Origin of the sequence: Bifidobacterium saguinibicoloris (genome assembly GCF_019331725.1) — a bacterium.
In the GTDB taxonomy this organism is placed as follows: Bacteria; Actinomycetota; Actinomycetes; order Actinomycetales; family Bifidobacteriaceae; genus Bifidobacterium; species Bifidobacterium saguinibicoloris.
On record NZ_JAHBBF010000009.1, the window covers coordinates 47,265 to 69,315 of the forward strand.

General features: G+C 67.7%; 17 protein-coding genes and 1 pseudogene. 14 read left to right on the forward strand and 4 right to left on the reverse strand.

Annotation, left to right across the window (positions count from 1 at the left end; all coding sequences use genetic code 11):
- Positions 1-39: 39 nt before the first annotated feature.
- From KIH78_RS07025 to KIH78_RS07080, 12 genes are all read left to right on the forward strand, one after another.
- Positions 40-1,200, forward strand: a complete 1,161-nt coding sequence (locus tag KIH78_RS07025) for a hypothetical protein (RefSeq protein ID WP_219131783.1) — start codon at positions 40-42, stop codon at positions 1,198-1,200.
- A complete protein-coding gene (locus KIH78_RS07030) occupies positions 1,194-2,351 on the forward strand; it encodes an FHA domain-containing protein (RefSeq protein ID WP_219131784.1) in 1,158 nt (385 codons plus the stop codon). Before KIH78_RS07025 ends, KIH78_RS07030 begins: the two co-directional genes overlap by 7 nt.
- Positions 2,348-6,313, forward strand: a complete 3,966-nt coding sequence (eccCa, locus tag KIH78_RS07035) for a type VII secretion protein EccCa (protein ID WP_236034489.1) — start codon at positions 2,348-2,350, stop codon at positions 6,311-6,313. Before KIH78_RS07030 ends, eccCa begins: the two co-directional genes overlap by 4 nt.
- A gap of 73 nt (positions 6,314-6,386) precedes the next feature.
- A complete protein-coding gene (locus KIH78_RS07040) occupies positions 6,387-7,010 on the forward strand; it encodes a hypothetical protein (RefSeq protein ID WP_219131786.1) in 624 nt (207 codons plus the stop codon).
- A 101-nt stretch (positions 7,011-7,111) separates the two neighbouring features.
- Positions 7,112-8,566, forward strand: a complete 1,455-nt coding sequence (locus KIH78_RS07045; protein WP_219131787.1) for a 3'-5' exonuclease — start codon at positions 7,112-7,114, stop codon at positions 8,564-8,566.
- A gap of 130 nt (positions 8,567-8,696) precedes the next feature.
- A complete protein-coding gene (locus tag KIH78_RS07050) occupies positions 8,697-10,424 on the forward strand; it encodes an ABC transporter substrate-binding protein (RefSeq protein WP_219131788.1) in 1,728 nt (575 codons plus the stop codon).
- A gap of 51 nt (positions 10,425-10,475) precedes the next feature.
- Positions 10,476-11,444: an ABC transporter permease gene (locus KIH78_RS07055; protein ID WP_219131789.1), complete on the forward strand. Its 969-nt coding sequence runs from the start codon at positions 10,476-10,478 to the stop codon at positions 11,442-11,444.
- Positions 11,445-11,461: 17 nt separating this feature from the next.
- A complete protein-coding gene (locus tag KIH78_RS07060; protein WP_219131817.1) occupies positions 11,462-12,367 on the forward strand; it encodes an ABC transporter permease in 906 nt (301 codons plus the stop codon).
- Between the two features lie 11 nt (positions 12,368-12,378).
- Positions 12,379-13,170 carry an ABC transporter ATP-binding protein gene (locus KIH78_RS07065; RefSeq protein WP_219131790.1) on the forward strand — a complete coding sequence of 264 codons (792 nt, stop codon included), beginning with the start codon at positions 12,379-12,381 and terminating at the stop codon, positions 13,168-13,170.
- Between the two features lie 76 nt (positions 13,171-13,246).
- Positions 13,247-14,053 (forward strand): ABC transporter ATP-binding protein, encoded by an 807-nt coding sequence (locus KIH78_RS07070; RefSeq protein WP_219131818.1) that lies wholly within the window; start codon positions 13,247-13,249, stop codon positions 14,051-14,053.
- 461 nt (positions 14,054-14,514) lie between these two features.
- Positions 14,515-15,537: a pyridoxal-phosphate dependent enzyme gene (locus tag KIH78_RS07075; protein WP_219131791.1), complete on the forward strand. Its 1,023-nt coding sequence runs from the start codon at positions 14,515-14,517 to the stop codon at positions 15,535-15,537.
- 94 nt (positions 15,538-15,631) lie between these two features.
- Complete coding sequence (locus KIH78_RS07080; RefSeq protein ID WP_219131792.1) at positions 15,632-16,816, forward strand: cystathionine gamma-synthase; 1,185 nt, start codon at positions 15,632-15,634, stop codon at positions 16,814-16,816.
- Positions 16,817-16,856: 40 nt separating this feature from the next.
- On the opposite strand, the gene KIH78_RS07085 is transcribed toward KIH78_RS07080, so the two are convergent.
- From KIH78_RS07085 to KIH78_RS10880, 3 genes and pseudogenes are all read right to left on the reverse strand, one after another.
- Positions 16,857-17,894, reverse strand: coding sequence for a serine hydrolase (locus KIH78_RS07085; protein WP_236034490.1), 1,038 nt, complete (start codon positions 17,892-17,894; stop codon positions 16,857-16,859).
- Positions 17,891-18,796, reverse strand: coding sequence for a serine hydrolase (locus KIH78_RS07090; protein ID WP_219131821.1), 906 nt, complete (start codon positions 18,794-18,796; stop codon positions 17,891-17,893). Before KIH78_RS07090 ends, KIH78_RS07085 begins: the two co-directional genes overlap by 4 nt.
- Positions 18,797-18,952: 156 nt before the next feature.
- A pseudogene (locus KIH78_RS10880) lies at positions 18,953-19,021 on the reverse strand (zinc-ribbon domain-containing protein); the annotation flags it as partial.
- An 88-nt stretch (positions 19,022-19,109) separates the two neighbouring features.
- Here KIH78_RS10880 and KIH78_RS07100 point away from each other — a divergent pair.
- A complete protein-coding gene (locus KIH78_RS07100) occupies positions 19,110-19,604 on the forward strand; it encodes an S-ribosylhomocysteine lyase (protein WP_214312756.1) in 495 nt (164 codons plus the stop codon).
- Between the two features lie 95 nt (positions 19,605-19,699).
- Here KIH78_RS07100 and KIH78_RS07105 read toward each other — a convergent pair whose 3' ends face one another.
- Positions 19,700-20,434, reverse strand: a complete 735-nt coding sequence (locus tag KIH78_RS07105) for a FadR/GntR family transcriptional regulator (protein ID WP_219131793.1) — start codon at positions 20,432-20,434, stop codon at positions 19,700-19,702.
- A 180-nt stretch (positions 20,435-20,614) separates the two neighbouring features.
- Between KIH78_RS07105 and KIH78_RS07110 the strand changes: the two genes are divergently transcribed.
- Positions 20,615-22,039: a GntP family permease gene (locus tag KIH78_RS07110; RefSeq protein WP_219131794.1), complete on the forward strand. Its 1,425-nt coding sequence runs from the start codon at positions 20,615-20,617 to the stop codon at positions 22,037-22,039.
- Positions 22,040-22,051 lie beyond the last annotated feature (12 nt).

Below are 22,051 nucleotides of genomic sequence, written 5' to 3' on the forward strand. Positions count from 1 at the left end.
TATGTACCGGCCGGCACACGCCGGCCGTACCATACCAGCATGGCCACCGGAACACAGCATGAGCAGCGCGAGACACGGCGGCGCGACCTGAACCTGGTGGCGCCGCTCCTCGTCATGCTCTTCGCCGCCACGGCCATGCTCATCCACACGTCCGCGGCTCGTGGCGGCACCCCGCGCATGGGCGTCGCATGGACATGCGTCATCGTCGTCATCACCGCGGCGGCGGCGCTCGCCTGCAACCGCATCGCCATCCGCATGGCCGTCCTCAGAAACACCGGCATGGCCGTATGGACGCTGCTCGCCGGAGTGGGCCTCGCGGCTTGGGCGGGAGTCGCCGCGGCCGGACCCACGGGCGGAGACAGACCCGCACTCACCGCCGTCTTCTGCGCCGCAGGCATGATCGTGGCGGACACGGCGCTCGTCTTTCCGAACGCCACGGACCCCGCCCTGCGTGGCGTGGCATCAACGCTCGCCGCCACCGCGCTCATGCTCGCCATATGCAGCGCCGGAACCATCCTCGCTGACCTGCCGGCATCCATCCTCGCCGGGGGAGTGGCGGCCGCAGGCGTCTGCGCCATCCAACTCATGCCGAACATCGTGGTGCATGTGCCGGACCGGTATCTCGTGGAATGGCGCACCTACATGACCCGCCGGTGGACGGTGCGCGGCTCCATCCCGGACGAGGCGCGCGTGCTCACCCCGAAGGACGTCTCCGAGGACATGCGGTCGTTCCTCGCCCGATACGCCGCCGGTCTGAGCCTCGCCGTGACGCTCGCTGCATCCGCATACCTGGCGTTGGCCGCATGGATGGACCACGGCGCCCTGCTCGACCGTATCGGCTTCCACACGCTCAGCCTCACGCTGTCCCTCTTCCTCACGCTCAAACCACGCCAATCCGGCCGGCCCTTCGAACGGTACCTCATGCGCGCCGCCGCGCTCCTCGTCGCCGCCGTCTGGCTCGCCCACATCAGGCAGACCCTGCCCGTGGCGGGCGGCGTCACACCATTCGCCGGCATGGCCGCATTCGCCGTGGTGGGCATGCTCGTCGGCTACGGCATGCTCGCCCAACGCGGCGGCTTCCACTCGCTCGCACTCTCACGAATCGGCGACGCGCTCTGCTTCGCCTCCACCATGCTCACGCCCGCGGCCGCGCTCCTCGCCGCAGGCACATTCGAACTGCTCAGGGGGATGCCATGGTGAACACCGCCGCCAACAGCGCTCCGCACACCAGAACTGTCGTCACCGGATACCGGCCGGCCCTCGCCGGCAGACAATGCGCCGCCGCGTTCATAGACATCATCCTCATGTCCGCGGCAGCGACAGGCGCCGGTCTCGCGGCCCGCAACATCGCGTTGGGCGTGCTGGTCGCCGTGGAATGCGTCATCGTCTACATGGTGGGGGAAGGCGCCAGGGGCGTCACCCCCGGCAAGCTCATGCTCGGCATCCGCACCGTACGCGCCGAAAGCCAACGGGATCCGCGCGCGGGCATTCTGCCCGGCGGCGGCCGTGTCATCCTCAAATACCTCGTGCTCGCCGGATCCGCACTCCTCGCGCTCCTCGGACTCGTGGCCACCGTGCTCTCGCCCCTGTTCAGCCGCGGCGAACTGCGCCAGGGATGGGCGGACCGCGCCGCCGGACTCGTGGAAGTGGACATCCACCAACGCGTCATCGGCACCATCACCGTACGGGACCCGCAGGATGCGCGCTACCACGAAGTACGCCGCTCCGAAGCCATGCGGCATGTGGACGACTCCTCCGAATCCCTCGACATCCGCGTCACGCCGGACACGCCCGCCGCGCCGGAACCCGCCATGACATACCGGGCGCCTGCAGCGCCCGTGCAGGCCGTTCCATCCGTGCCCGCGCCCATCGCGCCGTCCGCACCCACCACGCCACCCGTACCCGGCCGGGCCGCCTCTGGACAGGCCGGCGTTCCGGTCCCGCCGGCCATGTCTGCTGCCGCAGCCGTTCCCACGCCGCCGGCGTCGCAGCACGGTGGACCACGCATCAGCATCTACTTCGAAGACGGCTCGCGCCAGCCGCTCGTCATCCCCTCCACCGTGGTGCTCGGCCGCAAGCCGGCACTCCAACAGCCGGGAGACGCCACGCTCGCCGTGCCGGACCACACCGGCACCGTCTCACGCAGCCACGCGCGCCTCGAAATCACCGCCGCACACCTGTGGATCACGGACCTGGGCAGCACCAACGGCACACGCGTCATCGCCGAGGACGGCGAGGAGACCACCCTCCAACCGCATGTCAGACACGCCATCCGCTCCGGCGCGCGCATCACGCTCGGAGACATGGGATGCAGCATCATCACCGCCAAAAGCAGGGGGCGTCGCTCATGACCACCGAAACACAGCAGAACCGGCTCGAAGGCCCCAAAGCGCCCAAAGGCAAGGTGGTGCTCCAACAGCCGCCCGAACTCGAACCCAGCGACGGCGTCAACACGCTCCTCACCTCGCTGGTACCCCTCCTCGGCACCGCCAGCGCCATGGTCATGATGCTCATGACCAACTCCGGACTCACCGGCATTCTCACCGGCGGCATGTTCATGCTTTCCTCGCTCGGCTTCGTCGTCGTCAACGGCTTCCGCCAACGCTCCCAGCGCATGGCCAACCTCACCGCGTCCCGCCGTGAATACCTCACCTATCTGGCCGGACTGCGCAAGACCGTCCGCACCGCCGGACGCAAACAACGCAACGCCGCCCTCTGGAACGCGCCCGCGCCGGACTCGCTGCCCGGCATCGCCGAGGAACCCGCACGACGCTGGGAGCGCATCCCCTCCGACGAGGACTTCATGACCCTCAGGTTCGGCACGCACGACGAACCCCTCTGCATCACGCTCGAAGCGCCCGAACTGCCGCCCCTCGCCCAGCTCGACCCCGTCTCCGCATCCGCCGCACACCGGTTCATGATCGCCCACGAATCCCTGCGCCACATGCCCTACACGGTGAACCTGCGGAAATTCAAACGCGTGGAGCTCCTCGGCGACCTCGACCACACGCAATCCCTCGCCCGCGCCATCCTCTGCCAGGCCGCCACATGGCATGACATGGACAACCTGCGCATCGTCGTCCTCGCCTCCGCCGACCGCATCGACCAATGGGCATGGACGCGTCTCCTGCCCCACACGCGCGCCCTCAACGAGGAACTCGGCCGGGAACCCCACGAGATCCTCGCCTCCACCGTGGGACACGGCCGCTACATGGTCACCGCCAACATGCACGCCGTCGACACGCTCGTCGGCGAGCAGGTCCTCGACCGCAGCCGGTACACCGGCGGCGACTACGAGATCACCCCGCACCTCATCGTCGTCAACGACGGCTTCGACCCCGACACCCTCGCCAAGGAGACCCGCCTGTTCTCCAAGGACGGGCTCGACGGCGTCACCGTCATCGACATGCCAGCCCAATGGGACGACCTCGAAGAGGACGACGTGCTGCGCGTCCTCTTCTCCCGGACCACCGTGGAGGAGGGCCTCAACATCCTCGAAACCCACGAGGCGGACACCGTCGAACTGTTCTCCACCACCATCAAACCCTTCGAGATCACGCCGGACGCGCTCACCGTGCGCGAAGCCGAAGCCGTGGCTCAACGCCTCCAGGCCGCGCCCACCGCGGGAACGGCGGACGAATCCGGCCAGACCGCCGGCGGCGGGCACAAGAAATCCTCCGAACTGCCCGACCTGCTTGGCATCGAGGACATCCGCCGCATCGACCTCGCCAAGCTCTGGGCGTACCGCACCGGCAAGGAACGCCTGCGTGTGCCCATCGGCCTGCACGACGACACCAGCACCGCCTACCTCGACATCAAGGAGATGGGCCAGCACGGCATGGGCCCGCACGGCGTGCTCGTCGGCGCCACCGGATCCGGCAAATCCGAAGTGCTGCGCACTCTCGTGCTCTCCCTTGCGCTCAGCCACTCGCCCGACCAGCTCAACTTCGTGCTCATCGACTTCAAAGGCGGCGCCACCTTCGCCGGCATGGACGGCATGCCCCACATCTCGTCCATCATCACCAACCTCGGCGAGGAAGCCTCCCTCGTGGATCGCATGGAGGACGCGCTCGACGGCGAGATCAACCGCCGGCAGGAGCTCCTGAGGGACGCCGGCAACTTCGCCAACATCACCGAATACGAGGAGGCTCGCACCAACGGCGGGCGCACCGACCTCGAACCGCTGCCCTCGCTGCTCGTCGTGGTCGACGAGTTCTCCGAGCTGCTCAAAGCCAAACCGGACATCGTCCAATCGTTCGTGCGCATCGGCGCCGTCGGCCGCTCCCTCGGCGTGCACCTGCTCATCGCCTCCCAGCGCCTCGAACAAGGCAAGCTGCGCGGACTGGACGAACACCTCTCCTACCGCATCGGCCTCAAGACGTTCTCCGCATCCGAATCCCGCGCCGTGCTCGGCATCCCGGACGCCTACGAACTGCCCAGCCTACCCGGCATCGGCTACCTCAAGACCCCGGCCGGCACCATCACCCGCTTCCGTGCCTCCTACGTGTCCGGCGTGCCCAAAGGGCTCGACGGGGAGACCACCACGTTCCAATACGCCGTCGACCAGATGCGCGGCCACGGGCGCAAGGCGCACGTGGTCTGGCTGCCGCCGCTCGTCACACCGAACACGCTCGACGACCCCGACTTCATGCCCGACCTGGCCGTCACCCGCGAATACGGTCTCGTCTCGCCCCGATGGCGCAAGGCGGGCGCGCTCGTCGCCCCCTGCGCGCTCGAAGACAAGCCGCGCGAACAGAAACGCGACGTCATGGCGCTCGACCTGTCCGGCGCGGGCGGCCATGTGGCCGTCGTCGGCGGTCCGCTCAGCGGCAAGAGCATGATGCTGCGCACCATCGTCACCTCACTCGCCCTGAGCCACACGCCCCTCGAAACCCAGTTCTTCGTCATCGACTGCGGCGGCGGCACCTTCACGCCGCTCGAGGACCTCGAACACGTCTCCGGCGTGGCCGCCGGCAACGAGGAGGAGAAGGTGCGGCGCACCATCGCCGAAGTCACCGGCATCATCGACGCGCGCGAACGCTTCTTCAAGGCGCAGCGCATCGACGGCATGGACACCTACCGCAGGCGCCGCGCCGCCGGACAGGTCGACGACGGCTACGGCGACGTGTTCCTCGTCATCGACGGCTGGGGCGTGTTCCGCGGCGACTACGAGGAGCTCGAACCCAAGGTCCAGCAGATCGTGGCCCGCGGCCTCACCTTCGGCGTGCACGTCATGCTCAGCGCCAACCGGTGGATGGAAATCCGCGCCAACATCGGCGACCTCATCGGCACCAAGCTCGAACTGCGGCTCGGCGAACCCGGCGACTCCCAGATCGACCGCAAGATCGCCGCCACCGTGCCCAAAGGCGCGCCCGGACGAGGCCTCAGCCCCGCCAAACGCCACATGCTCGTCGCCCTGCCACGCATCGACGGCGACCACGCGGCCGGCACCGTCTCCGACGGCGTGGCCGACCTCATCGCCAAAGTGCACGCCGCATGGCAGGGACAAGGCCACAAACCCGGTCCCAAACTCCGCCTCCTGCCCACCGAACTGCCCTACGAGCGCATGGTGTCCGCCGTGCTCCGCCAACCCGAGGCCGCGAAACTCCTCACCCGCGGACGCCTCATCATGGGCATCAACGAAAGCGCCCTCGCGCCCGCCGTGTTCGACCTGCGCAAGGAACCCCACTTCTACGTGTTCGGCGACGCGAAATCCGGCAAATCCTCCCTCCTCAGACTCGCCATCCGCGAGATCGTGCGCGGATACCCGGACGGCAAGGCCAAGATATTCATGGTGGACTACCGGCGCGCCAACCTCGCGCAGATCCCGGACACGCACATCGGCGCCTACATCACCAACGACGACCAGGCCACCGGACAATTCCAGGACCTCGCCGACTACCTCAAGACCCGCATGCCAGGCCCCGACCTCACGCCGCAGCAGCTGCGCGACCGCTCCTGGTGGACCGGATCCGACGTGTACGTGCTCGTCGACGACTACGACCTCGTCGCGACCAGCCGCGGCAACCCGCTGCGACCCCTCGTGCCCTACCTCGCGCAGGCGGGCGACATCGGCCTGCACGTCATCGTCACGCGCCGCACCGGCGGCGCCAGCCGCGCCCTCTACGACCCGGTCCTCCAATCGTTCCAGGACCTCGGCATGACCGGCGTGCTCCTGTCCGGCGACCCCAACGAAGGCCAGCTCATCGGCCGAGTCAAACCCAAACGCGCCGTACCCGGACGCGCCCAGATCGTCAGCAGGGACGACGGGCTTTACGTGGCCCAGTTCGCATACGCGGCGCCCAGCGAATAGTCCGCGGGCAAGTCGGCGGACAACCCGCTGATGCGGGCGGGACGGCAGCGGATACGACGGAAGGAGCATGGCCATGCTGGAAAAGGAATTCTTCGTGCAAGGCGTCTGGCAGTTCCCCATATGGGCCGCCGGCACCGGCATGCCCACCGTATTCCAGAAAAGCCCCATGTCCGACGGGCCCATGTCCACCATCAGATGGGTGGACATGGCCGTGGCGCCCACCGGCAACGTCCAACTCATCCTCGACATCCTCAACAAGACCGGCACGCCCATGCCCGTCAGCCGCCTCTGCGACGGCCCCATCCTCTCCCTGCGCAACCACGTGGCCGTCGACGCCGTCCAATTCGTCTCACCCGTCCTCAGCGCCGCCACGTCGCAGCGATGGTCGCTGGAACTCGGCGAGACCATGCCCGCCCACGAGCCGCCCCTCGTGCCGCCGGGCCGCTGGGAGCGACGTGTCCTCGAGTTCCCCGCACGCCTCAACCCCACCGTGGCGCGCACCGTACGTGTACTCTCCATGCCGCGCCCCGGCTCCACGCCATACGTGTACACCAGCGAGGACGGCGTGGTCAACCAGTTGCAGATGCGGTTCGCCGCCACGCAGGCGCCCATGTGGACCGTGAACATCTACCCGCGCATGCTCGTGCAGGCCGTCATCTCCGACGCCATGCACGGCCTGCCGCGCCGCTTCCTCTAGACGGAATGCCGACGGACAGGGCGGACACGGTCGAACACAGGCGGACACGGGTTTCCGGGCGATATCTACCGCTGCCCGAACCCTCGGATTACGATGAACGCATGACCAACACGAATCCCGCATCCGGCCGCGCGTGGCTCACCCAGGCCAAGGAGGACATCGCCCAATGGGAGTCCGTCATGCCGCGGGACGCCGACGGCAAACCCATCGACTGGCGGTGGATCCGCGAACTTGACCTCGAACACGGCATCGGTGCCGGGAGACGATTGCAGGTGCCGGAGCCCGAGGAGAAGCCTGCGGGTGGCGCCATCGCGGAGAAGACGTTCGCCCACGCGCTGCACGACGCGCTCGCCGCCGACTACGCCACGCGGGAACGGCTCGAAGCGGTCATCGCCCAATGCTCCACCGCGTTCATGACCGACTTCGACCGCCGCATCGTCTCCTACCGGCTGCCCCGCGCCCTCGCATGGGCGAACCGCCGGCTCAACGACGACATCGCATGGCTCATCCGCCTCGGCGAACGGCATCACCTCTGGAACGCCACGCACCGGCAGCAGGGACGCGCCTCCGTCGTCACGCTCACCCCGGCGGAGGGCGCCCGCACGGCGGGAATCCGCCTCGACGACCTCGCGGACCGCACCGGCACGATTCTCGAGACGCGCGCTGCACGACGCAACGCGGAACGCCGCACGCGGCGGGGGAGCGACGCGCTCGTCGCCCGAGCCAACCTGTCCGGCGCCACCGCACCCGGCGGAGAACCCGCCGGCCTCTCCATCGACGTCCGCGGACGCACGCACGACGCGGCCGCACCCGACTGGCGCGACGTCTACCTGCCCGGACGGAACGTCGACACCGTCATGGGCATCGACATCGAAACCACCGGCATCGACCCGGCACGCGTCTACATCATCGACATCGGCTTCGAATACATGAACATGATCTCGCCGCGACCCGCCGAAACACCCACGGACTACACGTACGAACAATCCGACTACCGGGCCGGCGACGCCTACGGACAATCACGCCTCGGCTTCGGCGTGCCCGATATGAACGCACGGCTCGGCAACCCGTTCATCGCCAAGCTCACCGGCATCGACGTGCGCGAACGGGCCGCCTCGGACGGACACCGGCCGTTCGACGAATGGCCCGCCGCACAGGCCGGACTCCTGAAACGCCTTGAACGGCAACCCTACGTGGCGCACAACGCCACCTTCGAACACGGCTTCTTCATGCTCACCATCGAAGGCTATGCGGAACGCTACCGGGACGGCCGCATCACCATCATCGACACGCTCCCCATGAGCCGCAGATGGGACCCCGGCGCCGCACCCAGCGAACACCACCCGTACGGCGACAACACGCTCGACGCCTACGCCAAACGCCAGGGCGCGCTCGCACCGGACCGCAGCGAACGCCACCTCGGGCTTGAGGACGCGCACATCATGCTCGTCGCCATGAAACACCACATCGCCGCGCTGCGCGCCGAACGCCAAGGACCATGGGGGCCCGGTGGGCGCGGCGGCACCGGCGGCAAACGCTGCGGACGCGGCGCGTGAACGGCGTATAGTGATATCCGGTGATCGACCCTCCACGGGCGGTCAACCACGCATAACCCAACATATCCAGATACAGACAACGCGCAAGCGGGCGCACGCATGCCCGAACACGCGACAGGAGAACCGGTCCATGACACAGGACAACGGTGCGCACGGCGAAGCCGGCGCAACCAACAGCATCAACATCACGAACAACGTCAACGTCGCCGCGAACACCGCGGACGGCACCACGAACAACGCAAACACCACGAACACCGGGAACACGGCCACGAACAACGCCGCCAGCACCGACGCCAGCCTCGAAGGCCGCGCCAAACGCCCCGGCCGCCGTCACTCCCTCGGATGGCTGTGGTCCCTCATCGCCGTCATCGTCGTCGCCGCGCTCGTCGTCGGCGTCAACACGTACTTCACGCTCAAGCAGGACGCCTCCGCGGCCGGAAAACAGGCGGACACCGTCGCGATCGGACTGAAGCTCGCCCCCGTCAACCTCGACATCCGCCACCAATCCGGCTCCGCATTGGAACAGATCCTCATCGGCAACGTGTACGAAAGCCTCGTCTCCCGCGGCTCCGACAACAAGGTCCACCCCGGCCTCGCCAAAAGCTGGGAGATCTCCAAGGACGGCCTCACCTACACGTTCCACCTGAACGACCACATGACCTTCTCCAACGGCGACGTGCTCGACGCCGACGACGTCGCCTGGTCCATCAACGAGCTCAAAGCCAAGCAGTACTACAACTACGATCAGGTCACGAACCTCGACAAGGCCGAGGCCGTCGACGCGAAGACCGTGAAGCTCACCCTCTCCGCGCCCGACTCGAACATGCTGTGGTACCTGACCGGCCGCCCCGGCCTCGTCTACGACAAGGACGGCACATGGGACGAGAAGACCGGCGCGCTCGGCTCCGGTCCGTACACCGTCGCCTCGTTCGATCCGAGCGACAAGATCGTGTTCAAGGCCAACCCGAAGTACTGGGGCACCGCGCATAAGGCGAAGACCAAGAACGTCATCATCCGGTTCCTGCCCGACGACAACGCGGGGATCAACGCGCTCAAATCCGGCGACGTGCAGGTCCTCTCGCCGATCACCGCGACCCTCGCCGAACCGTTCCGCAAGAACCCCGACTACGTCGTCAAGGAAGGCGACGGCTCCGACAAGTTCGTTCTCGCGTTCAACATGACCAACGCCAAACTCGCCGACAAGCGCGTGCGCCAGGCCATCCGCTACGGCATCGACCACAAGCAGCTCATCGCCTCGCGCGGCGGCGTCGACGCGGCCCTCGGCGGCCCGATCCCCAAGGTCGACCCCGGCTATGAGGACCTCACCGGCCTCTACCCGCACGACGAAGCCAAGGCCAAGCAGCTCATGAAGGAGGCCGGCTATAGCGAGTCGAACCCGCTCCAGCTCACCCTCACCTACGCGAACGTGTACGGCACCGAACTCGGCGACCAGCTGAAGAGCCAATTGAAGCCCATCGGCATCGACCTCAAGATCAACTACGTCGAATTCTCCACCTGGCTGCAGGACGTGCACACCAACGGCGACTACGACCTTTCGCTCGTCGACCACGCTGAAAGCCACGACTTCTACAAGTGGGCCACGCCCAGCTACTACTACCACTACGACAACAAGCAGGTGCAGGACCTCTACGCCAAGGCCCTCGCCGCCACCAGCGACGACGAAGCCTCGAAGTACCTCGCCCAGGCCGCGAAGATCGTCTCCGAGGACGCCCCCGCCGACTGGCTGTTCAGCTGGCGCGTCGAACAGGCCTACGCCAAGGGCGTCTCCGGCTACCCCGAAAACCTTTCCCAGACGGTCCTGCCCCTCTGGCAGGTCACCTACACGCCGTCCAAGTGACGTCCCGCCACCCGCCCTGCGGGTGCGGCGGACGATGACGAAAGGAACGTCATGCGATTCGTGGTGAAACGGCTGCTGCTGTTCGCGTCCGCCCTGTTCGGCGTCTCGGTGCTCGTGTTCGCGGCGTTGCGCATCCTGCCGGGCGACGTGGCCGTCGTCATGGCCGGCACCAACGCCACCGCTTCGCGCGTGGCCGCGCTGCGCGCCGAATTCGGCCTCGACCGTCCGTACGTCGTCCAATACCTCGACTGGGCGGGTGGGCTCCTGCACGGCGATCTCGGCATGTCCGCGCTGACCGGACGGCCTGTCGCCGCGCAGGTGGGCGCGCGTGCGTCGATCACGTTCCCCTTGATCGTCATGAGCCTTGTCGTCGCGCTCGAGGTCGGACTGCCGCTCGGATGCGCCGCGTCCATCGCACGCTCGCCGCGGCTGCGCGGCTTCTTCCACGTGCTCGCCATCGTGGGCGGCGCCGTGCCCGCGTTGTGGAGCGGACTGTTGCTGCTCCTGCTGTTCGGACAGGGCGTGGGATTGCTGGGTCTGTTCCCCTCGCAAGGATTCCCGGCCGACGGATGGGCGGGGGCGCCCGGGCGTGCGTTCGCGTCGCTGATCCTGCCGGCGTTGGCCACCGGATTCGTCGCCGCGGCCGGCATCATGCGCTACACGCACGCCGCGCTCGACGACGTCGCCGCCGACGGCGGTCCGGTCGACATGGCGATGGCCTGCGGTATGACCCGACGGCAGGCGATGCTGCGCGTGGGACTGCGCCTCGCCACCCCGCAGCTCGTGTCCGTCGTGGGACTGACGTTCGCGTCGATGATCACCGGCGTGATGGTCATCGAGAACCTGTTCGCGCTGCCGGGCCTCGGCGCGCTGCTCGTCGGCGACGTCGGCAACCGCGACTTGGTCGCCGTGCAGAGCGAACTGTTCCTCCTCGCCGCGTTCTTCCTCGTATTGGGACTGATCGTCGACCTTGCCCACCGCGCGCTCGACCCGCGCCTTGCGCACGGAGAGGAGGAATGATGGCCGATATGCACGATATGTCCGATACGCGTACGAACTTCGCCCCCGCCGGCACGGACCGACGGCGCAGCCGTCCGGGAGTGGTCCTCGCCACCATGTGGTCGCACGGTACAGGCCGATACGCGCTCGTCGTGCTGGGGTTGTGGCTGCTCGTCGCGCTCGTCTCCCTGTTCTGGACGCCGCGGCCATTGTTGGAGACCGACGGCTACCACGTGTGGGCCGCCCCGTCCGCCGGCCACTGGCTCGGCACCGACGGCACCGGTGCGGACGTGCTGAGCTGGCTCATGGCCGGCTCGCACACCAACCTCGCAATCGCGTCACTGACGGTGGTGTGCTCGGGGGCCTTGGGACTGCTGCTCGTCGGATTCATGGTCGCGCGCTCGAACGCCCTCGCCTCCGTCTCCGTCGCGGTCGTCGACGCGCTCATCTCCATCCCCACCGTGCTCATCGCGCTCCTGCTCGCCGTGCCGTTCGGCGCCTCGGCGGCCGTCGTCGTCGGTGCCTGCTCGATCGCCTACGGACTGAACCTCGCACGCGTGGCCCGGCCCGCCGCGCTGCTCGCGGCGCGCTCGCAGTACGTCGAATCGGCGCGGTCCAACGGGGCCGGAGCGTTCACCGTGCTCGTTCGGCACATCGTGCCGAACATCACGCCGGTGCTCGCGGTGCAGCTGTCGATGTCCGCCGGCACGTCGGTATTGGCCGAGGCTGGGCTCACGTACCTGGGCGTCGGGGTCGGCGCGGGCGTGCCCAGCTGGGGGCATTCGCTCGCGACCTCGGTCAAGCTCATCAACGTGTTCCCGCTGACCGTGCTGTGGCCGGGCCTCGTCGTCACGCTCGTCGTCGTCGCGTTGAACCTGTTCGGTGACGCCCTGCGCGACGCGGCCGACCCGGTCGCCAACCCCGCGTTGAGAACCCCGCGTTGAGGGAGGCATGAATGGCTGTTGAGATCACAGGATTGCGCGTCGCCGTCGGGGCGACGGAGGTCGTGCACGGCGTGGACCTGTCCATCGTGGACGGGGAACGCGTCGGCCTCATCGGATCGTCCGGATCCGGCAAGTCGATGATCGCGAAATCACTGCTCGGACTGCTGCCGCACAACGCGACCCTGTCCGGACGGATCACAATGGGCGATACGGTCGTGCTGGACGGCGATGGCTACGCCGACGAGCGGGCGCTCGCCGACCTGCGCGGACGATACGTGGGCACCGTGTTCCAGAACCCGTCCGCGGCATTGAACCCGGTCCTGACCGTCGCGAAACAGGTCGAACTCCCGCTGCGGATGCACTACGACCTCACGGCCGTCGAACGCGCGGACCGCGTCAAAGCCATGCTCGGCAAGGTCGGTCTGCCCGAAGACGTGCTGGGCAAGCGCCCGCACGAACTGTCCGGAGGACAACGTCAACGCGTCGGCATCGCGACGGCTCTCATCACCTCGCCGCGCCTCATCATCGCCGACGAACCCACCACCGCGCTCGACTCCATCACGCAACGCCAGATCGTCGACCTGCTCGTCTCGCTCGTCGACGACGCGGGCGCCTCCATGCTGTTCATCACCCACGATTTCGCCGTGCTCTCGCGTGCCACCACGCGTTGCTACGTGCTCGATGCGGGGGCCGTCGTCGAAACCGGCACGACCGCCGATCTGCTCGCCGCGCCGAAGGCCGCGCCCACCCGCGACCTCGTCTCCGCCGCCCGCGTACTGACCTTGGAGGCGCATCATGACTGACATTGCCGCTGTCGCCGAACCCACCGACATCCTGCTCTCTGCAAGGCATGTCGACGCCTCGTTCGCGGTCCGCGACATGCACGCCGGGTTGTCCGGGTTGCCCGACCTGTTCGCCCCCAAACGCCGCCGTCAGGTGCTGTTCGACGTGTCCGCCGAGGTGTGCGCGGGGGAGTGTCTCGCCGTGATCGGCGCGTCCGGATCGGGCAAGACCACGCTGACCCGCATCATGCTGGGCCTCGACGCGGCGGATTCGGGGGCCATCACATACCGTGGCGATGGGGTCGCGCGTGGCACGGCCGGCATGCGGGCCCTGCGCGCCGAATCGTCCATCGTCTTCCAGGATCCGTACGGGTCGCTCGACCCGCGCTGGACCGTCGAGCGTTCGGTATCCGAACCGTTGTGGCTGCGCCGCAAGGCACTCGGCTTCGCGTTCGACGAAGTCGGCGCGAAAACCGCGCAGGCGTTGGCCCGCGTCGGACTCGACCCGCGCGCGTTCCTCGACCGCTATCCGTGCGACCTGTCCGGAGGGCAGGCGCAGCGCGTCGCCATCGCCCGCGCCATCGTCAACGAGCCGAAGGTCATCCTCGCCGACGAGCCGATGAGCGCCATCGACGTGGCCGCCCGCGTGCGCATCCTCGACACGCTCCAGTCGATTCTCGCCGGCGTGGGGATGGACGGTACAGGCGTGGACGGCACGGGCGCGGACGGCGGACGCCCGGCCCTCATCATCGTCTCCCATGATCTCGGCGTCGTGCAGCATCTCGCCGACCGCATCCTCGTCCTCCATGAGGGCCGCGTGGTCGAGACGGGCCCCACGGACCGGGTGCTCGGCAGCCCTGAATCCGACTACACCAGAAGCCTCATCGAGGCCGCCTCGCTGTAGCGGACATCGGACCGCGACACGCCGACGTCGTCGGCGGTGGTAGGGTATGAGGCATGCAGTTTATCTCGTGTTGTTGTCGCTAACCGACGCCCCCGGGCGAACGGTCAGTGACGCATAACTTGAGATAGAGCATTCGGACGCGGCCATCGGCCGCACATCCATGTCGAATTCACGCGCAGAGGTTTCGCGCAAGGCTATTGGTGCGTTGGGGGTACCGATATCCGGTCTTCGCACAAGGACATCGGACACCACGAACCAACCGGACGGGCCTGAGGCCCACACCCGAGGTCAGCCGAACAGCAGTCCGCAACGCATCCATCGCAACGCACCACGCATCGTCACTTTCCCATTCGTCCGGGAACGCCGGTTCGCGACGGCACACGTCGCCCCACCCACAACCGAACCCCAGACCAAGCCGACCCGGCCCGACGGACCGGAACCACATCAGGAAAGAGACGATCATGACCATCGCGAACAGCGTCGCCGACCTCATCGGCGGCACCCCCATCGTCAAGCTCAACCACATCCCGGCCGCCGAAGGCGTCAACGCCACCATCGCCGTCAAACTCGAATACATGAACCCGGGCGGCTCGTCCAAGGACCGCATCGCCGCGCGCATCATCGACGCGGCCGAACGCTCCGGCGAACTCAAGCCCGGCGGCGTGATCGTCGAACCCACGTCCGGCAACACCGGCGTCGGACTCGCGATGGTCGCCCAGCAGCGCGGCTACCGCACGATCTTCACCCTGCCGGACAAGGTCTCCGAATCCAAGCGCGCCGTGCTGCGCGCGTACGGCGCCGAAGTCGTCGTCACCCCCACCGACGCCGGCCCCGACGACCCGCGCTCCTACTACCAGGTCGCCGAACGTCTCGCCAAGGCCATCCCCGGCGGCTTCCGCCCCAACCAGTACGACAACCCGAACGGCCCCGCCAGCCACTACGCCACCACCGGCCCCGAGATCTGGGAGGCGACCGAAGGCAAGATCACGCACTTCGTGGCCGGCATCGGCACCGGCGGCACCATCTCCGGCACCGGCAAATACTTGAAGGAGGCGTCCCACGGCAAGGTCGTCGTGGTCGGCTCCGACCCGGAAGGCTCCATCTACTCCGCGCCGAGTCTCGCCGACGTCCACCAGTACGACATCGAGGGCGTGGGGGAGGACTTCTACCCGAAGGCCTACGACCGTTCCATCCCCGATGAGATCGTCAAGGCGAACGACGCCGAAGCGTTCGAGATGACCCGCCGCCTCGCCGCCGAGGAGGCCCTGCTGGTCGGCGGATCGTCCGGCATGGCCGTCGTCAGCGCCATCAAGTACGCGAAGGAGCACGACCTCGACGAGAACCAGCTCGTCGTCGTCCTCGCCCCCGACTCCGGCCGCAGCTACCTCGAGAAGATCTTCAACGACGACTGGATGCGCGCCAACGGCTACGCCGACGTCGTCGCACGCACCACGAAGCCGTCGCTCGCCGAACAGTACCTGTGACGTGCGCCGCACGGCACCTTCGACACTCCCCGAAACCCGATAAACCGATACCTCAATACACAACATCCAGTACACCGAAAGGAACGCACCCATCATGTCCGCCGAATACAACGCCAAGTTCACCGCCACCGACATCGCCACCCGCGCCATCCACGCCGGACAGGAGCCCGACCCCACCACGGGCGCCGTCGTCACGCCCATCTACGCCACCTCCACGTTCAAGCAGGACGGTGTGCTCGGCCTCAGGGGCGGACACGACTACTCGCGCTCCATCAACCCCACCCGCACCAGCTTCGACGAACAGCTCGCCGCCGTCGAAGGCGCCAAGTACGCGCTGTCCTTCTCCTCGGGCCTCGCCGCCATCGACGTGCTGCTGCGCTCCACCCTCAAGCCCGGCGACAACATCCTGCTCGGCAACGACGTGTACGGCGGCACCTACCGGCTGCTCTCCAAGGTGTTCGTGCCGTGGGGCGTCGGCCTCGACGTCGTCGACATCACCGACGCGAAGGCCGTCGAGGAGGCGCTCGCCGCCAAGCCGTACCGCTACATCTGGGTCGAGACCCCGTCGAACCCGCTGCTCAACATCACCGACATCGCTTTGACCGCAGAGATCGCGCACCGTCACGGCACCAAGGTCGTCGTCGACAACACGTTCGCCTCGCCCGCCCTCCAGCACCCGCTCGACGAGGGCGCCGACGCGGTCGTCTACTCGACCACCAAGTACATCGGCGGCCACTCCGATGTGGTCGGCGGCGCCGTGGTCCTCAACGACGAGGAGACGCGCGACCAGGTCGCGTTCCTGCAGAACGCGGCCGGCGCCGTGCCCTCCCCGTTCGATTCCTGGCTTGACATCCGCGGGCTCAAGACCCTCGCCCTGCGCGTGCAACGCCACTCCGAGAACGCGCTCAAGGTGGCGCAGTGGCTCGAATCCCAGCCGGCGGACGTGGTGGAGCGCGTCTGGTACCCGGGCCTCGAATCCCACCCGGGCCACGAGATCGCCGCGCGTCAGATGCACGGCGGCTTCGGCGGCGTCGTCTCCGTGCAGCTCGCCGCCGGCGCCGAAGCGGCCAAGCGGCTCGTCGACCACACGGAGATCTTCACGCTGGCCGAATCGCTCGGCGGCGTCGAAAGCCTCATCGAGGTGCCTGCCGCCATGACCCACGCCTCCGTGGCCGGCACCACGCTGCAGGTGCCCGCGAACCTCATCCGCATCTCGGTCGGCATCGAGAACGCCGACGACCTCATCGCCGACCTCTCCCAGGCGCTCAAGGCCATCTGACGGGCCCACGGGCCTGCGGCGGGTGGTACAGGCTGGACCGCTACCCTGCGAACGCCTGATACACGGCGGCCGAGAGCGACGCGATCCGTCCGGCCGCCGACTCGTCCACGTCGTTCGCCATCACGGCGAACACGTACGGGTGCGGGGCGTAGACGATGGCGACGTCGTTCTGCACTGCCGCGAGCTCGCCGGTCTTGTTCGCCACCTGCACGCCGGCCGGCACGCCCGCCGGGATCTTGGTGCGGCGGGTCTGGCCGAGCAGCAGGTCGGTCATCCGCTTGCTCGCGTCCTGCGACACCAGTTCGCCGCGGTACGCCTTGACGAGGAACAGGGCGCAGTCGCGCGCCGACGTCCAGTTCTCCACCGTGTTGCCCGAGGCGGCGCCGGTCAGGGCGCGCAGCTCCTTCGTGTCCGTGAACCCGTAGCGTGCGGCGGTGTCGGTCACGGTCGCGATCGCCTGCGCCGTGCCGCCCGTGCCTCCGGTGCCGCTTGTGCCGCCGATGACGGCGAGCAGCCGGTTGGCCGCGTCGTTCGAGCTCACCGTGATCATCTGCGTGAGGTCCGCGTCGATGGTCGCGCCGTCGGCGATCGTGCCTTGATTGATGCCGTCGAACACGGCGAGCATGATGTACAGCTTGATGAGCGAGGCGGCGACCATCGGCTGGTCGGAGCCGGCCGCGCTTTCGAGGCCGCTCTCCAGGTCGACCACGTGGACCGACCATGTGCCGGGATACTGTCCGATGGCTGTTTCGGCCGCCTGTCTGGCCGCTTCGACGCGCGTCCGGCCGTGGTTCGGCTCCGGGGGTTTGGCTCTTGCGACGTCTCCGCCCGTGTTCGCCGTCGTTGTGTCCTCCATGTCCTTCGATGCGGCGGACGCGGCCGATGTCCCGGATGCGGCGCCGTCCCGCGCCGAGGCGCCTCCCGTGATCCGTGGATAGGCGAGCGTGCCGAGGAACACCAGTGCGGCGGCGAGCACGACGGCGATGGCCGCGGCGAGGATGCGGCGGTTCCGCGCCCGTCGCCTTGCCTCGGCGCGTGCCTGGGCGCGTGTCATGCGGGACTGCCGTCCGTCCGTCATTCGTCCGCCTTGGCGAGCTGCGAGTCGATGTCGGCGAGGACCTCGCCCATGATCTTCGCGGCCGTCTCCTTGCCCTGGTTCTGCGTGGCGAGCGCGACCGCCGCCTTGCCGTGCGGGGTGGTGACGACGGCGAAGTAGTTCCACGTGTTCTTGATGCCTTGGCCGCGGTGGGCGTGGACGGTCATGTCGGTGGGGATGGCCACGCCTTCGGACGCGACGTCGACGTTCATGAGGTCCGATGCGCCGTCGGCGTCCACCGCCGCGAGCATGCGCACCGCGTCATAGGTGGAGCTGTAGTTCTCGTAGCCGGCGTCGCTGGCCGCCACGTCGCCGTAGTTCCGGCCGAGGGTCGTGTCGTCGTATCCGTGGGACGAGAGCCATTGGTTGACCGCGTCGAAGCCGCCGAGGTCGGCGATCGCCTGGTTCGCGTCGTCGTTGCTCATCGTCGACATCATGGACTGCGCTTCGGCGAAGGCGTCCCCGCCGTTCGAGCGGGCGGCGACGTACACCGGCAGGTACAGGCCTGCGGAGACGAACTTCGTGCGTGCCGCGGCCGTATTGGCGATGTCGTCCGCGGAATAGTCGGCGCCGGTCGTGGACGACGTGCCGTCGCCGAGGAACATCGCCGAGACCGAGACGTCGGTCGACGAGTATTTGCTGGTGATCGACGAGAGCGATTTCGCGTCCGGTTTGGCGGTCGCCTTGGACTTGGTGTTGGTCTTCGTCTTCTTCTTGGTCTTGGAGCCGGTCGTGCCGTTGCCTGACGACGTGCCGGTGTCCGACGACGCCGATGATGTGGGCGGGGTGGCGCCGGTGAAGAAGTCGCGGCCGACGGTGAACGCGAACACGAGCGCCGCGACGAGGGCCACCGCCGCGACGATGGCCGTGATGACGGTCCACATGCGTTTGGGTTTTGCGGCGGTCGGCACCGGCGTGGGAGAGGGAAGCGGCCCGGGGAGCGGGGCGTCGGGCATCGGGACGGGAGGTATGCCGTTGGGGAGAGGTCCGTCGGGGAGAGTCCCGTCGGGCTGCGTCCGGTCCGGATCCTCCGTGACCGGTGCACCGCATTCCGTGCAGAACCGGGTGCCCGGCTCCAGCTCGTGACCGCATTCCATGCAGAACCGCATGTCGATCCCCTTTCCTCGTCCCTTTCCTCTGGGGACTACCGTCTATTATGGTATCCGTCATTCCGCATAACGCTAAGGGGGACAACAAATGGCCGAGGAAACCAAGGAGAAGCCCGTCGTCGAGAGCTTCCAGCTGGACCACACGAAGGTGAAGGCGCCGTACGTGCGCTATATCGACACGGAGAAGGGGCCGCACGGCGACGTCATCTCCAACTACGACCTGCGTCTCGTCCAGCCGAACGAGAACGCGATCCCGACGGCCGGCCTGCACACCATTGAGCACACGATCGCCGTGCTGCTGCGCGAGCGCATCAACGGCTACATCGACTGCTCGCCGTTCGGATGCCGCACCGGCTTCCACCTGCTCACCTGGGGCGAGCATCCCACCGAGGAGGTCGCCAAGGCGTTGAAGGAGTCTCTGGAGTTCATCGCCTACCAGGCCACGTGGGACGACGTGCCCGCCACCACGATCGAGAGCTGCGGCAACTACCGCGACCACAGCCTGTTCACGGCGAAGGAGTGGTGCAAGGACATCCTCGCCAAGGGCATCAGCTCCGATCCGTTTGTCCGCAAGGTCGTCTGAGCCGTTTCCTGTGATATGCGATGTGCAGGGCCGTCCCCGTGGGGACGGCCCTGTTGCGTTCCGCCGCGATGCGGCGGCGGTTTCCGCGGATGCGCCTATTCGCGTGCGATGCGCGTGATGGCGTCGTCCGCCTCGCCGACGATGCGGCGCATGGCGGCTTCGGCGCCGGCACCGTCGCCTTTGCGGACGAGCGCCGCGACCTCGCTGTGCAGGTCGAGCGCCTCCTGGTTCGCGGTCTTCGGCATGAGTTCGTGCCGTGTGCGTCCTTCGAGCGTGGCGACGACGACGTCGGCCAGGTCCGCGATCATGAGGTTGCCGCTCGCCTCCACCAGCGTGCGGTGGAAGAGGCTGTCCGCCTCCAGGTATTCCGGTTCGTCGGCGTGGTTCGAGTGGGAGACCATGCCGATGGCGGCTTCGGTGAGCGCCGCCCACTGTTCGCTGGTGGCGTGCGCGGCGGCGAGGCGTGCGGCCAGCGGTTCGATGGCGGACCGCAGTTGGGACAGCTCGTGCAGGGCTTCGAGGCGGTAGCGTCCGGACAGTCGCCAGCGCACCACCTGCGGGTCGAACATGTTCCATTCCCGAATCGGATTGACGGTGGCGCCGGCCTTGCGCCGGACGGTGACGAGTCCCATCGATTCGAGCACGCGCGTCGCCTCGCGCGTGACGGTGCGCGAGGGGTTCTCGCCGTCCAGTTCCGGCTCGGGGAGGCGTTCGCCGGGGGCGATGACGCCATCGACGATGGCCGTGCCCCATTCGTCCAGCAGCCGGTCGTGTAGGGATCGTTCGTCCGCTCCCGCCGTGCCCGTGCCGTCGGTCCCCTTATCCTTCATCTCCGTATTCATAGGATAAGTATCGCACGATTCGTGTTTATGGCATACATATTCGACACGCCGGCAATAAATCGTATTGCGTATTCCAAATCAAGACGTTATATTTTATTGCAACATACAAAACAGATTGGATGACACAGTTTCGTCATCCAATACCACGACTCAAAGAAGAGATGGATTATGAATACCATGATTCTTGCCGCGGCCGATACGGCGGTCAAGCTCAACGGCACCCAGCTCGGCATCAGCGTGGTCGCCAGCATCGTCGTCCTGATCCTGCTGGTCACCGTCGCCAAGCTGCACCCGTTCGTCTCCCTGCTCCTCTCCGCGCTCGTCGTCGGCATCGGCTCCGGCTACGGTCCGGTCGCCACCGTGGAAAGCTTCTCCACCACCTTCGGCTCCACGATGGCCTCCGTCGGCATCCTCGTCGGCCTCGGCGCCATGCTCGGCCGCGTGCTCAGGGACACCGGCGCCGCGGACAGCATCGTCGACACACTCCTCGCCAAGACCTCCACGCGCATGATCCCGTGGACCATGGCCCTGATCGGCGCGCTCATCGGCCTGCCGATGTTCTTCGAGGTCGGCCTCGTCGTGCTCGTGCCCGTCATCATCCTCATCACCCGCCGCTCCAAGCTGCCGCTCATGCGCGTCGCCATCCCCACGCTGGCGGGGCTTTCGGTGATGCACGCCTGCATGCCGCCGCAGCCCGGACCGCTCGCCGCCCTGAGCTGCTTCAAGAACGGCTCCGTCGGCATCACCATGATGTTCGGCCTGCCCATCGCCGTGATCACCGCCGCGCTCGTCGGCCCGCTCTTCTCCAAGTTCGCCGCCCAGTGGGTGCCCGTCGGCGCCCCCGAGAACTTCGAGACCGGCAAGGGCCGCGTCGACGCCGACGGCGACCCCGTGACCTCCAAGCCTCCGTTCGCCCTGTCCGTGCTGTGCATCCTCATGCCCGCCATCCTTATGCTCGGCAACGCCATCTTCGAGATCGCCGCCCCCGACCAGGCCGGCTCCGACGCCGTCTACGCGCAGGTCCTCGCCTTCTTCGGCAAGCCCGCCATCGCGCTCGCCGTCGCCGTCATCTTCGCGATGCTCGTGCTCGGCCACGCCACCCATATGTCCTGGAAGGCCGTCAACGACTCCCTCAAGGCCGCGTTGCCCCCGATCGCCGGCATCCTCCTCATCGTCGGCGCCGGCGGCGGCTACAAGGGCGTCCTTGTCGACACCGGCATCGGCGACGTCATCGGCAGGTTCGTCGAAAGCTCCTCCATCTCCATCTTCCTGCTCGCCTGGGTCATCGCCGCGTTCGTCCGCGTCGCCACCGGCTCCGCCACCGTCGCCATCATCACCACCGCCGGCATCCTGGGACCCGTCGTCGACCAGATGGGCGTGGCCGCCCCCGCCATCGCGCTGCTCGTCATCGCCATCGGCGCCGGCTCCGTGTTCCTCTCCCACGTCAACGACGCCGGCTTCTGGCTCATCAAGGAATACTTCGGCCTCGAGGTCGGCGAGACGTTCAAGACGTGGACCGTGCTCGAATGCCTGCTGTCCGTCGTCGTGCTCGCCCTCGTCATGATCTGCAGCATCTTCGTGCCGCTCGTCTGACCCTCCGAAGCG